The 14,449-nt window shown below is 63.7% G+C and carries 14 protein-coding genes; 4 read left to right on the top strand and 10 right to left on the bottom strand.

All coding sequences use genetic code 11. The features are described 5' to 3' along the window. Positions 1-35 precede the first annotated feature (35 nt). Both AC0L2M_RS10700 and AC0L2M_RS10695 read right to left on the bottom strand, forming a co-directional pair. Positions 36-899: an FAD binding domain-containing protein gene (locus AC0L2M_RS10700; protein WP_473534811.1), complete on the bottom strand. Its 864-nt coding sequence runs from the start codon at positions 897-899 to the stop codon at positions 36-38. 95 nt (positions 900-994) lie between these two features. Next, positions 995-1,207: a hypothetical protein gene (locus AC0L2M_RS10695; protein ID WP_473534810.1), complete on the bottom strand. Its 213-nt coding sequence runs from the start codon at positions 1,205-1,207 to the stop codon at positions 995-997. A gap of 28 nt (positions 1,208-1,235) precedes the next feature. Between AC0L2M_RS10695 and pncA the strand changes: the two genes are divergently transcribed. Next, complete coding sequence (gene pncA / locus AC0L2M_RS10690; protein ID WP_473534809.1) at positions 1,236-1,835, top strand: bifunctional nicotinamidase/pyrazinamidase; 600 nt, start codon at positions 1,236-1,238, stop codon at positions 1,833-1,835. Between the two features lie 41 nt (positions 1,836-1,876). Further along, positions 1,877-3,307 carry a sodium:proton antiporter gene (locus tag AC0L2M_RS10685; protein WP_473534808.1) on the top strand — a complete coding sequence of 477 codons (1,431 nt, stop codon included), beginning with the start codon at positions 1,877-1,879 and terminating at the stop codon, positions 3,305-3,307. Here AC0L2M_RS10685 and AC0L2M_RS10680 read toward each other — a convergent pair whose 3' ends face one another. The 8 genes from AC0L2M_RS10680 to gcvA form a co-directional block, all read right to left on the bottom strand. Continuing rightward, positions 3,308-4,027: an ABC transporter ATP-binding protein gene (locus tag AC0L2M_RS10680; protein ID WP_473534807.1), complete on the bottom strand. Its 720-nt coding sequence runs from the start codon at positions 4,025-4,027 to the stop codon at positions 3,308-3,310. It lies immediately after the preceding gene. Beyond that, on the bottom strand, positions 4,024-4,749 hold the full coding sequence (locus tag AC0L2M_RS10675) for an ABC transporter ATP-binding protein (RefSeq protein ID WP_473534806.1): 726 nt from the start codon (positions 4,747-4,749) through the stop codon (positions 4,024-4,026). Before AC0L2M_RS10675 ends, AC0L2M_RS10680 begins: the two co-directional genes overlap by 4 nt. Continuing rightward, positions 4,746-5,708, bottom strand: a complete 963-nt coding sequence (locus AC0L2M_RS10670; protein ID WP_473534805.1) for a branched-chain amino acid ABC transporter permease — start codon at positions 5,706-5,708, stop codon at positions 4,746-4,748. Before AC0L2M_RS10670 ends, AC0L2M_RS10675 begins: the two co-directional genes overlap by 4 nt. Continuing rightward, positions 5,705-6,586, bottom strand: coding sequence for a branched-chain amino acid ABC transporter permease (locus tag AC0L2M_RS10665; protein WP_473534804.1), 882 nt, complete (start codon positions 6,584-6,586; stop codon positions 5,705-5,707). The genes AC0L2M_RS10670 and AC0L2M_RS10665 overlap by 4 nt, the downstream gene beginning before the upstream one ends. Before the next feature lie 26 nt (positions 6,587-6,612). Continuing rightward, complete coding sequence (locus tag AC0L2M_RS10660; protein ID WP_473534803.1) at positions 6,613-7,917, bottom strand: ABC transporter substrate-binding protein; 1,305 nt, start codon at positions 7,915-7,917, stop codon at positions 6,613-6,615. Positions 7,918-8,084: 167 nt separating this feature from the next. Beyond that, positions 8,085-9,608, bottom strand: coding sequence for a hypothetical protein (locus tag AC0L2M_RS10655; RefSeq protein ID WP_473534802.1), 1,524 nt, complete (start codon positions 9,606-9,608; stop codon positions 8,085-8,087). A gap of 171 nt (positions 9,609-9,779) precedes the next feature. After that, complete coding sequence (gene pncB / locus AC0L2M_RS10650) at positions 9,780-11,084, bottom strand: nicotinate phosphoribosyltransferase (protein WP_473534801.1); 1,305 nt, start codon at positions 11,082-11,084, stop codon at positions 9,780-9,782. A 196-nt stretch (positions 11,085-11,280) separates the two neighbouring features. After that, positions 11,281-12,255 (bottom strand): transcriptional regulator GcvA, encoded by a 975-nt coding sequence (gcvA, locus tag AC0L2M_RS10645; RefSeq protein WP_091596313.1) that lies wholly within the window; start codon positions 12,253-12,255, stop codon positions 11,281-11,283. A gap of 234 nt (positions 12,256-12,489) precedes the next feature. On the opposite strand from gcvA, the gene speB reads away from it, so the two are divergent. Together speB and AC0L2M_RS10635 are read left to right on the top strand one after the other, a co-directional pair. After that, the gene (gene speB, locus AC0L2M_RS10640) at positions 12,490-13,551 is read left to right on the top strand and encodes an agmatinase (RefSeq protein ID WP_473534800.1); all 1,062 of its coding nucleotides are present in this window, start codon (positions 12,490-12,492) and stop codon (positions 13,549-13,551) included. Positions 13,552-13,639: 88 nt separating this feature from the next. Continuing rightward, the gene (locus AC0L2M_RS10635; protein WP_473534799.1) at positions 13,640-14,437 is read left to right on the top strand and encodes a transporter substrate-binding domain-containing protein; all 798 of its coding nucleotides are present in this window, start codon (positions 13,640-13,642) and stop codon (positions 14,435-14,437) included. The last annotated feature ends 12 nt before the right edge of the window (positions 14,438-14,449 follow it).

Genomic DNA, 14,449 nt, shown 5'->3' with positions numbered 1-14,449 from the left:
AGGCTGAGTTTTGGTCATGCCAGGTTGAGCTTGGCTCATGCCGCCGCTACCTTCCCGACCGACGCGTGACCCGCGGCACCGAGAACGGCGCGGGCGACAATCTCGCGCGCGGCGTCCAGCCGGTATTCGGCGCTGCCGCGCACGTCGTCGATCGGCGAAAGCTCGTCCATCGGTGCGGACTGGATCGCAGCGACGAGAGATCCGTCGACCGGGACGCCGCGCAAAGCTGCTTCGACACTTGCAAGACGCCTGGCGACCGCCGAACAGGAGCCGACGGCGACGGCGGCGTTGGCGACGATGCCATCCTCAATGGTCAAGCGGGCCGCCGCCATGGCTATGGAAATGACGAGATAGCGGCGCCCGCCGAGTTTTTCGAAAGCCGACGTGCCGGTGGCCGCTTCTTTCGGCACGCGGATGGCGGTGACCATTTCGCCCGGCTGCAGTTCCGTGCGGCGGTTCCCCAGGATGAATTTTTCCAGCGGCAGATGGCGGACCGTCGCCAGCGAGCGCAGCTCGACCTCGGCGTCGAGAACCAGCAGCGCCGGCACGCCGTCGGCCGCCGGCGAGGCGTTGCAGAGGTTGCCGGCGATGGAGGCGACGTTCTGGATCTGGACGGAGCCGACTTCCCGCGCCGCCTGCTTCAGCGCATCGAAAGCCGTCGGCAGCGGATGACGGACAAGATCGGTCCAGGTCGTGCGCGCGCCGATGAGCCAATGGCTGCCGGTCTCAGCAATGCCGCGCAGGGTCGCCAGACCGTTGACGTCGAGGACATTGTCGCGGAAAGGCTTGGCTCCTTGTGCCGGATAGAAATCGGTGCCGCCGGCAAGGATGCGCCACCGAGCCTCGCCAAGCAAAGCGAGCGCCTCGTCGACCGTGGTGGGTTTCGCGTAACGGATCACGCCTTGCCTTCCCAGAAACAATGGCCTTCCCAAAAATGGGCCTTCCCAGAAAAGGGTTCCAGACGGATGCTTCCGGCATCCGAAACCGGTCAAATTCATTCGTATGCAAATGATATCAAGCCGGCAGGATTTGTCAAAGCCGGAGTTTTGGCGCGTTTTGGCGCCAGCGTCAGCATCGGCGCGACGGCACGCACATTTGTTACGCCGTTGGAGTTGACGCAGCCGGCCATCTGGTCAAGTTTCTGCATCGGTCGCGCCAGCGGCAATTTCGGCAGGATCGAACACCGGCGATTTTCGGTTCGGGTCATGCCTCCGCGACAACAAGAGGGAGGCTGCATGGCCGACGAAGCGCTTGTCATCATCGACCTGCAGAACGATTTCTGCCCGGGCGGCGCGCTGGCGGTTACCGGCGGCGACGAGATCGTGCCGCTGGTCAACGACCTGATCCGGCGGACCGAACATGTCGTGCTGACGCAGGACTGGCATCCCGCCGGCCATTCGAGCTTTGCCTCCAGTCATCCCGGCAAGCAGCCGTTCGAAACGATTGAAATGCCGTACGGCCCGCAGACGCTGTGGCCCGACCACTGCATCCAGGGCAGCCTGGGTTCGGATTTCCATTCGGGTCTTGCCTGGACCAGGGCCGAACTGGTGATCCGCAAGGGTTTCCGTCCGGAGATCGACAGCTATTCGGCTTTCTTCGAGAACGACCATGCGACGCCGACCGGCCTTGCCGGCTATCTCAAGGAGCGCGGCATCGACACGCTGACCCTGGTCGGCCTGGCGACCGATTATTGCGTCGCCTTCTCGGCGCTCGACGCGGTCAAGCACGGCTTTCACACGACAGTGCGGCTCGACGCCTGCCGCGGCATCGATCTCAATGGCTCACTCGAGACGATGCTGAACCGAATGCGCGATGCCGGCGTGACGCTGGCTTGAACATCACCAATCGCATTCGACACAATTCCAGAGGGGGCATTATGCGGTTTGCGGCGGCTTTGACGGCGGGCGCTGTGGTGGCAGTCGCAACCCTGTTTCCGGGAACAGTGCTTGCAGCCGAGGTCCACGAACTGCCGGGCGAAACAATGTCGCTGTGGTGGGCGCTGCCCTTTGCCGGCCTGCTTCTGTCGATCGCCACCGGGCCATTGCTCTTCCACCATGTCTGGGAGCATCACTACGGCAAGATCACCTTGTTCTGGGCGGCGCTTGCGGTCGTGCCGCTGGCGCTGGCGTTCGGCATGGCTTCGGCTGCAGAGGCGGTGCTGCATGCGCTGCTCACCGAATACATGTCGTTCATCATTCTTCTGTTTGCGCTGTTCACCATTTCGGGCGGCATCCTCGTCGCTGGCAACATCCACGGCACGCCGCTGGTGAATGCCGGACTGCTGCTGATCGGGGCGATGCTCGCCTCGGTCATCGGCACGACCGGCGCCTCGATGATCCTGATCAGGCCGATCCTGCGCGCCAACGACAACCGGTCGTTCAACGCCCATGTCGTCATCTTCTTCATTTTCCTGGTGTCCAACATCGGCGGCTCGCTGACGCCGCTCGGTGATCCGCCGCTGTTCGTCGGCTTCCTGCGCGGCGTCGATTTCTTCTGGACCGCTGCCAATCTCTATCAGGAGACACTGTTCGTCGGCGGCCTGGTGCTGGCCGTCTTCCTTGCCATGGACATCATCCTGCATCACCGCGAGGCCGGCGCACCGAAGATCAAGGATCCGACACCGGACACGAAGGTGCGCATCCGAGGCCTGGCCAACCTCCCGCTGCTGGCCGGGGTGATCGGCGCGATCCTGCTTTCCGCGACCTGGAAGCCGGGCGTGGCTTTCTCGGTCCAGGGCGTGAGCCTTGAATTGCAGAACCTTGTGCGCGACGCCATCATCCTGGCGCTTGCGTTCCTTTCGCTCGGCGTCTCGCAGAAAAGCCACCGGCAGGCGAACAACTTCCACTGGGAGCCGATATCAGAGGTGGCGAAACTGTTCGCCGGCATCTTCATCTGCATCGTGCCGGTCATCGCCATTCTCAGGGCCGGTGCCGATGGCGCGCTGGCGCCGCTGGTCTCGCTTGTCAGCTCGCCCACCGGTGAGCCCAACGACCTGGCGTATTTCTGGATGACCGGAGCGCTATCTTCCTTCCTCGACAATGCGCCGACCTATCTGGTGTTCTTCGAGCTCGCCGGCGGCGATCCGCAGCATCTGATGACCACCTTCGCCTCGACGCTGGCGGCGATCTCGGCCGGCGCGGTGTTCATGGGCGCCAACACCTACATCGGCAATGCACCGAATTTCATGGTTTACGCCATTGCCAGGCATCGCGGCGTGAAAATGCCGGGCTTCTTTGGCTACATGGCATGGTCGGGCGCGGTGCTGGTCCCGATATTTTTGATCGCGGGTTTCCTGTTCTTTCGCTGATCAGCCGACGCCGACATAGCGGCGGACCGCCGACGGATCGGCGCGGAGCTCCTCGACATCGACGGTCTCGCGGTTGCGGCCGTTTTCGATGAACGAGACCCGGTCGGCGACGGACAGCACGGCATCGACGCGCTGCTCGACCAGGATCGTCGAGACGCCAAGGTCGCGCAGCTTCGCTACTGTCTCGCGAATTTTTGCGATCATCGACGGCATCAGCCCTTCGGTCGGCTCGTCGAGCAGAAGCACCTGCGGTTCGAGGCACAGGGCCCGCGCCATGGCCAGCATCTGCTGCTCGCCGCCCGACAGCGTGCCGGAGCGTTGTCTCAGCCGCTGGCGCAGCAGCGGGAAGAGCTCGAGCACGTTTTCGCGCGTCGCCTTGCCCTTGCCGCGGGCCATCAGGCCAATCTCGATGTTTTCGGCCACCGTCATCTCAGCGAACAGCCGCCGGCCCTGCGGCACATAGGCGACGCCGGCCTTCGGCACGTCGTGCGCCGGCAGGCCGGTCAATTCCCTGCCGTCGAGCCTGATCGAGCCGGCGCGTGACGGAACGAGGCCCATGATCGCCTTCAGCGTCGTCGTCTTGCCGGCGCCGTTGCGGCCGAACAAGCAAAGCACCTCGCCCTTGTTCAGCACGAGGTCGAGGCCGTAGAGCACCTGGACCTCGCCGTAGAAGCAATCGAGCCCGGAGACGATCAGTGCTTCAGCCTGCGTTTGCGTCATGCGGTCGTCCCCAGATAGGCGTCCTGCACTTGCGTATTGGCGCGGACCTGCTCGGGCGTGCCTTCGGCCAGGATCTTGCCGGCGTTGAAGACCGTGATGCGGTCGGCAAGCTGCATGACCACCGGCATGTTGTGTTCGATCAGAAGCACGGTGGCGCTTTTTGCGATCTCGCGCACCAGCCCGATGAAATTGTCGATCTCGCTGTCGGCCAGCCCCTGCGTCGGCTCGTCGAGGATCAGCAGGCGCGGCTTCAGCGCCAGCCCCATCGCCACTTCGAGCAGGCGCTGATGGCCATAGGACAATTGCCCGGCCGGCATGTGGGCGCGGTCGGCAAGGCCAGTGCGCTCGAGCGCCGCCATGACGCCGACATGCACGGCACCTTTCGAGCGGCCGTCGGTCAGCGTGCGCTGCACAGGCAGCGCAACGTTGTCGTAGGCGGTGAGGTTGGCAAAGACGCTGGTGATCTGGAAGGTGTAGGCGATGCCGAGGCGAACCCTGGCGTAGGCCGGCAGGTTGGTGATGTCGGCGCCGTCGAAGACGATCATGCCCGACGATGGCTGGATGCGGCCGCTGATCAGGCTGACGAAGGTGGTCTTGCCGGCGCCGTTGGGGCCGATGACGGCGCGGATCTCGCCCGGCATGAGGGCGAAATCGACACCATCGACGGCGCGCAGGCCGCCGAAATTGCGATACAGGCCTTTGGTCGTCAGCAGCGGCATCATGGCAGCCATCCGAGCCAGCGCTGGCGGATGGTGCCGAGAACGCCCTTGGGAAAGAACAGCACCAGCGCGATGAGGGCAATGCCGACTATGAGCAGATAGGCCGAGGTGTAGCCGCTGGTGATGTCGACGACATAGTACATGAACAGCGTGCCGATCAGCGGACCGAGCGTGGTCGCAGCACCGCCGAGCAGCACCCAGAGCAGCGGCAGAATGGAATATTGCACCGAGGCGAAGGTCGAGCCGACGTACCCGAACAGCAGCGCGTAGGCGGCGCCCGAAGCCGCGCAGATGGTGCCGGAGATGACGACCGCGGCAAGCTTGTTGGAAAAAATGTCGTAGCCAAGCATTTTGGTCCGCTCCTCGTTTTCGCGGATGGCGACCAGCACACGGCCATACCTGGAGCGGACTATGCCGAGCGTCACCAGCAGCACGATCGAGAACAGGACCAGCGCGCTCATGTAGCGCACGGTCGGATTGGTGAGGCCGAGCGAGGTGTCGCCCAAAACAAGCACACGCGCCGACTGCGGCACCACCAAGCCCTGATCGCCGCCGGTCCAGGCCGCGAGATAGAGGATTATGAGATAGAACACCTGCGCGAACATCATGGTGACGATCATGAAGGCGACACCGGAAGTGCGCAGCGCCAGCAGCCCGATCACCAGCGCGAGAAGCGCGCCGCAGGCAAGGCCGGCGGCGAAGGCGGCCGGCACACTCCAGCCGAGGTGGATGACGGCAAGGCCTGCGCCATAGAGCCCAGCCGAAAAGAACATGGCGTGGCCGAGGCTGAGCAACCCGACATAGCCGAACAGCAGGTTGTAGCCCATGGCGAAAACCGCCAGCACCATGATGCGGGCGAGCAGCCCGTGGTGATATTCCGGCAGGACGAAGCTTAGGGCGAACAGCAGGACGATGACGCCCAGATGCAACGCATAGGCCTTTGACGGTGAAGCCTCCTTCATCGCGATGCCGTCCCGAACAGGCCTTGCGGCCGGAACACCAGCACCATGGCCACCAGCAGCGTGGCGATGATCTTGGCCAGCGTCGGCGAGAAGAACACCGAGATGATGCCGTCCGACAGGCCGATGAGCACGGCGGCGACCACGGTTCCGCGCAGCGAGCCGAGGCCGCCGATGATGACGACGATGAAGGACAGCAGCAGCGGGTCCTGTCCCATCAGGTAATGCGCCTGGCTGATCGGCACGATCAGCACCGCGGCCACCGCCGCCAGCATGGCGCCGAGCGCGAAGACGCCGGCATAGACGCGGTCGACCGGAATGCCAAAGGCCTGCGCCGTTTCGCTGTCATATTGCGTGGCGCGCATGACGAGGCCGATTCGCGTACGCGTCAGCACGAACCAGGTCGCCACCAGCAGAAGCGCGGATGCGGCGATGATCGACAGCTTGTAGCCGGAGTAGCCGAACCACGGCAAAAGGATGCGGTAGCTGAAGGGCGGCTCCACCGGCCGTGCCTCCGGACCATAAAAGGTCAGCGCCAGTTGCTGGATGATGTAGAGCATGCCGATGGTGGCGACGATGGTGGCTTCCGGATTGTAATTCAGCCGGCGCAGCACCAGCCGTTCGGAGACGAGCGCGATCAGGCCGACGATCAGCGGCGCCAGCACCAGGGCTGCGAGGAAGCCGAGCGCCGGATGGCCTGATATCGCCGTGGAGATCGCCCAGGCAAGCACCGCGCCGAGCATGAAGAACTCGCCATGGGCGACATTGACGACGCGCATGACGCCGAACACCAGCGACAGCCCAAGCGCCGTCAGCGCCAGCACGGCGGCGGTGACGAGGCCTTCGAGGGCGGCGAGGAGGAGGTGGGGTCCGAAGTGCATCGGCTATACGCTGGCGGGGTGCAAGCTCACAGCGGCTGCGTCGTGTAATCCCCTTCCGGCTCGTAGAGGCCGTCCTCGATCTTGGTCTTGTGGACGACGTTCAGCCGGCCGCCTTCGACCTTGGAGATGTTCTGGATGCCAAAACACTGGTGGATCTTGCCGTTGAAGGTCTTCGGCCCCTGCGGATGCTCGGGGCCTTCGGCGAACTCGGTCAGGGCCTCGGTCGCCTCGACCAGCTTGGCGCGGTCTTCCGGGCCCTTGTAGCCGGCATCCTCCATCGCCTTCTTGACGACATAGAGCGTTTCCCAGCAGCCGAACATGTGGGCGGCGGTGGAGACGTCCTTGGGATCGTCGACGGCGGCGCCATTGTCGTCGATGCCGACGGCGGCGCGATAGGCCTTCTGCGCGCCGGAATCATCGGGCTGCGCATAGCGCGGCGAGCCTTCCCAGAAATGGCTGCCGTCGAGGAATTCGAGGCCGGGGCTGTTGATGTCGGTGGCTTCGAGCGAATCGATGAAGCCGAACAGCTGCGGCCGGCTGGAGCCGTAGAATTCGCCGAGTTCCTTGACGAAGGTGAGTACCGCCGGGCCGACCATGACGTGGTAGATCACCTCGGTTTCGGCCGGGATCTGCGGAAAGTATTTGGTGAAGGACGATTCCGTCGGCGGGATGGCGATCTGGGCGATGACCTCGGCGCCCTGCGCCTTCAGCGCCGGCGGCAGGTAGTCGCGATGGTCGTAGCCGAAGGCGAAATCGGGGAAAATCTGCGTCACCTTCTTGCCGGCATTCGCCGCGATCCACGGCGCCATCGCCTGGATCTGGCTCTTCACGTCGGTGATGCCGGGCTGGAAGACGTAGCGGTTGAGCTTGGTCGAGGCGACGTGGTGGCCTTCGCTGACGACAAAATAGGGCATCTTGGCCTCGCCGGCTGCCGGCGCCGAGCCGATGACGACATGCGAAAACAGCGTGCCGTAGACGATGTCGGTCTTGTGCTGGGTGGCGAACTTACCGACCACTTCGGCGCCGCGGCCGGGATCGGTGCCGTCATCCTCGATGATCACCTCGACCGGCCGGCCGTTGATGCCGCCGGCTTCGTTGATCGCCTTGACCGCGGCTGCGGTGGTCCGCTCGTACCAGCGGCCATAGGCGGCGCCGATGCCGGTGCGGTGGGACTGGAAGCCGATCTTTATCGGCGCCGAGCTTTGCGCCTGGCTGTAGCGCACGAACCCAGGCGCGACGGCAAGTCCGGCGCCCGCGGCCAACCCCTTGAGCGCGGTGCGGCGGGTGAGACCGGTTTTGGAGAGATCTAAAAACCCATTCTTGTCAGTCACGGCAGTTCCCCTTGTTTTTGAGTTTTGACCAATGGCTGTAGCGAGACGGGCCACTCTTGGTGAGAGCGCCGAAATTGCATGTGTACAAACTAAATCATCAAAGCCCTGACGTGGCAAGCGAGCTTTCCCCCGGGGACTGATCGACGTCATCGAAGCCGGGTTTTGTCTCACCCGACCGAAGGCGTGGCAAGCAACCACAGGCCGAAGACCGTATAGGCGATCATCAGCACGGTGAGCGGAAACTGGCTGAGCGCGGCGCCCGCGGGACGCGAATGCAATCGCCAGGCGAGGCCATGCGCGACGAGCACGGCGAGCATGTGGCCAATGATGATGACGCCGGCCTGGAAATTCCACAGCCACCATGCCGAGCCGGCGCCGGCAGCGACGCCGGCTTCGATCGGCATGTCGGCGGTGCCGAACAGGTTCCAGCCCAGCGTGAACGGGTCGGAAAGCGCAGCCAGCGCATATTGGCCGTCGACGAGCAGCGCCGTCAGATAGTGCGCAACATGATAGGCGAGCGCGATCGGCACGATCGACCAGACCAGCAGCCCTGCGGCCTGACTGAGGGAATGCGGGCTGCCGGCAAGATGCTGGCCAAGGACAATGGCAAGGATCAACGCGGCTGCAAGCAGGACGAACGTCAGCACGAGCCCGAAGCTGCCGACGCCGATCACCGCCGTGCGGCCCGGAAATTCCAGCGGATTGATGCCGAACAGGCCGAGCCAGAAGAAGGTTTTGGACAGACCGTCGAACGACACCGACGACAGCGCCAGCAGCAGGAAAGCGATGCCGCTGAGCGACAGCGGCGCGGCATCGCCGAGCTTGGCGCCCGGCCAGCACAGACTGAGCCGACCGCCTTCCTTGCGCTCGACTTCATTGCGCCCGCCTTCATTGCGCTTGCCTTCGTCGCGCTCAAGCAGGGCGAAGCGCGCAACCATGGCGAGGAAGACGGTCAGGAACTCACCGCGCCGGGTCCAGTCGCGGTAGCCGAACACCAGCATGGCGGCAAAACTCAGCAGCCAATAAAGGCCGGCGGCCCAGGCGAGCCGCGCCGGGTCGTCGGGCGCCGGGTCGATCAACTCGAACCAGGCGAAGGCGAAGAACAGCGCGAAAGCCGGCCAGCAGCCGAGCCACGCAGGCGATCGCCATGTCTTGCGATTGACGATCTTGCGATTGCCGAACAGGCGGGAAATGACACGCCAGGGCCCGTACCACGGGTTGAGCCATGACCAGAGATTGCCGAACAGCCCCTGCAGCAAAACCAGGCCAACCCAGAGCAGCGTCCAGATCGCCAGCGGCAGCGGGTTGGAGAGCGGATCACGGCTGCCGAACAGGCCGGCCGCAACCAGAACTACAAAGCCGGCAAAGGATATCAAGCTGACGACCGCCCGCGCGCCGTCGCCGAATGCGAACAGCGGCAGGCGCCGCCGCCAGAAGCGGGCAGGAAAGTCTGAGGGCAGCAGCGCCAGGACAAGAAAACTGGCTGCGACCGCGAACGCGCCGCCGGCGACGTAGTAGCCGGTGGGCAGAAGCAGGACGTGGCCGCGATCGGAGGCATGGGCGAAGGCTGGGGTGGGGAACAGGAGGGCCAACGAAGCGACAGAACCAAGAAAGCAAATGGCTTTGGCGGCTGAATGACAGCGCTCTACGGCGCCCCCCTCTGTCCTGCTCTCTTTGCCAAAACTTGACATCTCCCCCACTTGGGGGGAGATCGGCAGTTCGCTCGGACGGCGCCTTCCATGCGACGTTGGAGATTGGCGAAGGTGTAGATGACGGCCAATCTCCCCCCTCGTGGGGGAGATGTCCGGCAGGACAGAGGGGGGCGCGAAGGAACTCGAATTATCCAAGAGTTCCCTCACCCCTCACACCTTGACCAGCTGCTCCACGCGGTCTTTCTCGCCAAATATGCGCAAATAGCGCTCGATCTCTTTTTCGTCGCCGGTGGCTTTGGCGGGATTGTCGGAGAGCTTGACCGCCGGGCGGCCATTGGCTTCGGTGACCTTGCAGACCAGTGAGATGGCGTCGAGCCGGTTGGTATCGGTCGGCGCGCAGCCCTCGAAATCATTGGTCAGGTTGGTGCCCCAGCCGAAGGACATGCGCACCTTGCCGTGGAAATGGCGGTAGGTTTCCTCGATGGTCTCGACCTCGAGCCCGTCGGAGAAAATCAGCAGCTTCTGCCCGGGGTCCTTGCCCTTTCCGCGCCACCAGGAAAGGATCTTCTCGCCGCCTTCGATCGGCGGCGCGCTGTCGGGGCGAAAACCGGTCCAGTCGGCGATCCAGTCCGGCGCGTCACGCAGGAACGCCGCGGTGCCAAACGTGTCCGGCAGCACGATCAGCAGATTGCCGCCATAGTAGCGCTGCCAGTCCTGCAGCACCTTGTAGGGCGACTGCTTCATTTCCCTTTCCGAATTGGCGAGCGCGGCGAACACCATCGGCAGTTCATGCGCGTTGGTGCCGAGCGCCTCGAGGTCGTTGTCCATGGCCAAAAGCACGTTGGAGGTGCCGGTGAACGCCTCGCCGATGCCTTCCTTGAGCGCTTCGACGCACCAGCGCTGCCACAGGAAGGAATGGCGGCGGCGGGTGCCGAAATCCGAAATGCGGATGTCGGGCAGCGCTTTCAGCCGCTCGGTCTTGGCCCACATCTTGGCCTTGGCGCGAGCATAGAGCACGTCGAGCGCAAAGGGCCCGAACGCCCGCATGGCGGCGCGAGATCGAAGTTCATTGATAATGGCCAGCGCCGGGATCTCCCACAGCGTCGTGTACATCCACGGACCGCTGAACGTGAGCTCGTACTGGCCATCGCGCTTGGAAAGCTCGTATTCCGGCAACTGGAAATTCTCGAGCCAGGCGAGGAATTCCGGTTCAAAAATCTGCTTGCGGCCATAGAAGGTGTTGCCGCCAAGCCAGATCATCTCTTTCTTGGAGAAGCGCAAGGTGCGGGCATGGTCGAGCTGATCGCGCAGTTCTGCTTCGTCGATCTCCTCGGCAAGGCGAACCGAGGTGGTGCGGTTGATCAGCGAGAAGGTGGTGTCGATCTTGGGATACATGCCCCAGATCATCTGCAGCATCAGCAGCTTGTAGAAATCGGTGTCGAGCAGGCTGCGGACAATCGGGTCGAGCTTCCAGGTGTGGTTGTAGACGCGCCGCGCAATATCGGTCTTGGTCATGTCTCGATGCCGCCTTCACCGCTCGCTCTAGCTTTTCATTTAGCGCAATTTCCGGACGGAAAACCGCTGCGCACTTTTCCTGGAATTGCTCCAAATGCCTCTTAGCATTGAATTTTTGAATGCGCCTCCCGCTTTGCGGGCTGGTCCGACAAAAAGAAAACGCTGCGGCAAGCGCGCTGCTTCGGCTGCTGCAGCCTCAGGGCGCGGTCTTGGCGCCGATCACTCTCAGCGCCGGACGCTTCCTACGGATGCCGATGCGGCCCGCCACCGGCGCATCGGCGCGGCCGTCGGCCTGCTCCTTTTCGGCAAACAGCCAGTCGATGAACAGCTGCACGATCGGCGCCGACCTCATCTCGTTGCGGCAGACGACATAGAAATCGTCGACCGCCGGCACCGACAGGCTGAACGGCGCGACCAGCAGTCCCCTGGCAAGCAGTCCGCTTGCCGTCACCGTATCGCCCAGCGCCACGCCATGGCCGTGGACCGCCGCCTCGCTCGCCATGCGCGCGTCGCCAAGATGGTGGCGGCGGCCGCGCTCCAGATCCAGCGCATCGGCAGCAGCCAGCCAGGTGTGCCATTCGCGGCCGTCGTCGCCGTGCAGGAAGACGTGATCGGCAAGGTCGCGCACGGTGCGGATCGGACGGTTGTTGATCAGCGTCGGGCTGACCACCGGGAACAGTTCGAGACCCGACCATTTGCGCATCCAGCAATCGGTCCAGCTGCCATCGCCATAATGCACGCAGATATCGATATGCGGCGCGCGGACGTCCTTGGCATCATTCGACGGGATCAGCGTCAGCCTGATATCGGGATACTGCGAGGTGAAGCTGCCGAGCCGCGGGATCATCCACAGCAGCAGCAGTGCCGGCACGCAGGAGACCGACAGGGCGCCGGTGCTCGCCGGCCTTGTCATGCGCTGCGTGGCGGCGGCGATGCCGTCGAAGGCGGTCGACACCGCCGGCAGCAATTCGGCGCCGTGCGGCGTCAGCTTCACCCGCTGACCGGCGCGCTCGAACAGCTTGACGCCCAGCGACTGTTCGAGCGCCTTGATCTGATGGCTGACGGCGCCGTGGGTGACGTTGAGCTCAGCCGCCGCCTTGGTCAGCGAGGCATGGCGCGCCGTCGCCTCGAAGGCCCGCAATGGATTCAGGGGAGGCAGACGCTTGGCCATCGGAGCCTCAAAGGAGCACGATCCCCAGAAGTGGGACCCCGTTTTCGGATAAGATCGTGCTCGACATTAATGTGAGATTTTCTCACAGCAAAGGCCCTAACAATATCAATTGATTTTTCAATGCAGCTGCAAGACACTTTGGATCGAACAGCATCAAGACGTGAAATCCGCAGGCAGCCGGCAGGATTGCGACCGTCATTGATGGCCGCTCCGCACCAGCCATGGAGGACGGACATGGGTTATAACAGCGGCAAGCTCGAAGCGTTGCGCCGCAAATATGGCGAAAGCCATGGCGGCGAGATGTTCGACCCGAAATTCCGGCGTGTCGCCGACAAGATCTTTTCCAAGAGCGGCACACGGCTGGCGCCCTATTCCGGCATTCCGACCTTCCTCACCGCTCCCTACCGGGAAATCGCCGCCGACAATCCTGATTTCGGCGATCTGCAGGTGGCGATGATCGGCGTGCCGATGGACCTTGGCGTGACCAACCGGCCGGGCGCCCGCTTCGGGCCAAGGGCGCTGCGCGCAATCGAGCGCATCGGTCCCTACAACCACGTGCTGGAATGCGCGCCGACACACGAACTGAAGGTGGCCGACATCGGCGACGTGCCGTTCCAGAGCCGCTACCGGCTGGAGACCAGCCATGACGACATCGAGCGCCGGACGAACCAGATCGTCGACGCCGGCGTCATTCCGCTTTCGGTCGGCGGCGATCACTCGATCAGCCACCCGATCCTGAAGGCTGTCGGCAAAAAGGCGCCGGTCGGCATGATCCACATCGACGCCCATTGCGACACCAGCGGCCTGTTCGACATGACCAAGTTCCACCATGGCGGGCCGTTCCGCAACGCGGTGCTGGACGGGGTGCTGGATCCGTCGCGCACAATCCAGATCGGTATCCGCGGCTCGGCCGAGTATCTGTGGGAGTTCACCTACGAATCCGGCATGACCGTCGTGCATGCCGAAGAGGTGACCGGCCTCGGCATGCCCGCCATCATCGCGAAGGCGCGCCAGATCGTTGGCGATGGCCCGACCTATGTGTCCTTCGATATCGACAGCATCGACCCGGCCTTTGCGCCGGGCACCGGCACGCCGGAAGTAGGCGGGCTCACTACGCGGGAAGTGCTTGAACTTTTGCGCGGCCTCAAAGGGCTCAACATCGTCGGCGGCGACGTCGTCGAGGTGGCGCCGCAATACGACGCAACCACCAACACGGCCCATGCCGGCGCGCAGGTGCTGTTCGAGATCCTCAGCCTGATGGTGTTCAGCCCGGCGCTCTCAGGCAAGCGAGCCTGACGCATCAGGCAAAAACTTCCAAGGCGAGCGCCGCGCTGGAGCCGGCGGCCGCATTCAAACAAAACAAGCTTCCAGCAGGGGAACGACAATGACATTTCACATGAAATCATCCATCGCCGGCGTGCTGCTGCTCGCCGGCCTCGGTCTCGCCACCCAGGCCGCCAATGCCGACGCGCTCGACGACATCACTAAGGCCGGCGCGATCAATGTCGGCATTTTCTCCGACTTTCCGCCCTTCTCCTCGGCCAGTGCCGATATGAGCATCAAGGGCTATGACATCGACGTGGCGCAGTTCATCGCCGACCAGCTCAAGGTCAAGCTCAACTTGGTCAGCGTGACCGGGCAGAACCGCATCCCGTATCTTACCGACAAGCGCGTCGATATCCTGATGAGCGTCGGCTACTCCAAGGAGCGCGAGCAGGTGATCGATTTCGCCTCCGCCTACGCGCCCTATTATATCGCCGTCATCGGCCCGGCCGCGCTCAAGGTCGAAGGCAAGGACGATCTCGCCGACAAGTCGATCGCCGTCAACCGCGGCACGCTGGAAGATACGTCACTGACCGAGGCAGCACCCGCCTCGGCCGACATCCGCCGTTTCGACAACTATAATTCCGTCATCCAGGCCTTCATCTCGGGTCAGACCCAACTGATGGTCGTCGGCAACGATGTCGGCGCCCAGGTGCTCGCCCGCCAGGAGGCACTGAAGCCGGAGCAGAAGTTCCAGCTTCTCACCTCGCCCTCACATATCGGCCTCAACAAGAACGAGGACCGCCTGAAGCAGGCGGTCAACGACGCGGTCGCCAAGATGCTGGCCGACGGCAAGCTGGACGAAAGCTCGAAAGCCTGGCTCAAAACACCGCTCAATCCCGACAACCTCAAGGATTGATCTCCGGGGTAA

It is taken from the genome of Mesorhizobium sp. WSM4806 (assembly GCF_055811635.1).
Note: the sequence above shows the minus strand (reverse complement) of the source record. Positions and strands in the feature narration are given on the sequence as shown.

Bases quoted from the DNA above. Each gene is read 5' to 3' on its own strand.
- AC0L2M_RS10665 (WP_473534804.1), bottom strand. From the start codon at position 6,586: ATGCACTTCGGACCCCACCTCCTCCTCGCCGCCCTCGAAGGCCTCGTC.
- AC0L2M_RS10675 (WP_473534806.1), bottom strand. From the start codon at position 4,749: ATGATGCCGCTGCTGACGACCAAAGGCCTGTATCGCAATTTCGGCGGC.
- AC0L2M_RS10655 (WP_473534802.1), bottom strand. From the start codon at position 9,608: ATGTCAAGTTTTGGCAAAGAGAGCAGGACAGAGGGGGGCGCCGTAGAG.
- gcvA (WP_091596313.1), bottom strand. From the start codon at position 12,255: ATGGCCAAGCGTCTGCCTCCCCTGAATCCATTGCGGGCCTTCGAGGCG.
- pncA (WP_473534809.1), top strand. From the start codon at position 1,236: ATGGCCGACGAAGCGCTTGTCATCATCGACCTGCAGAACGATTTCTGC.
- pncB (WP_473534801.1), bottom strand. From the start codon at position 11,084: ATGACCAAGACCGATATTGCGCGGCGCGTCTACAACCACACCTGGAAG.
- AC0L2M_RS10635 (WP_473534799.1), top strand. From the start codon at position 13,640: ATGACATTTCACATGAAATCATCCATCGCCGGCGTGCTGCTGCTCGCC.
- AC0L2M_RS10685 (WP_473534808.1), top strand. From the start codon at position 1,877: ATGCGGTTTGCGGCGGCTTTGACGGCGGGCGCTGTGGTGGCAGTCGCA.
- AC0L2M_RS10695 (WP_473534810.1), bottom strand. From the start codon at position 1,207: ATGACCCGAACCGAAAATCGCCGGTGTTCGATCCTGCCGAAATTGCCG.
- AC0L2M_RS10670 (WP_473534805.1), bottom strand. From the start codon at position 5,708: ATGAAGGAGGCTTCACCGTCAAAGGCCTATGCGTTGCATCTGGGCGTC.
- speB (WP_473534800.1), top strand. From the start codon at position 12,490: ATGGGTTATAACAGCGGCAAGCTCGAAGCGTTGCGCCGCAAATATGGC.
- AC0L2M_RS10680 (WP_473534807.1), bottom strand. From the start codon at position 4,027: ATGACGCAAACGCAGGCTGAAGCACTGATCGTCTCCGGGCTCGATTGC.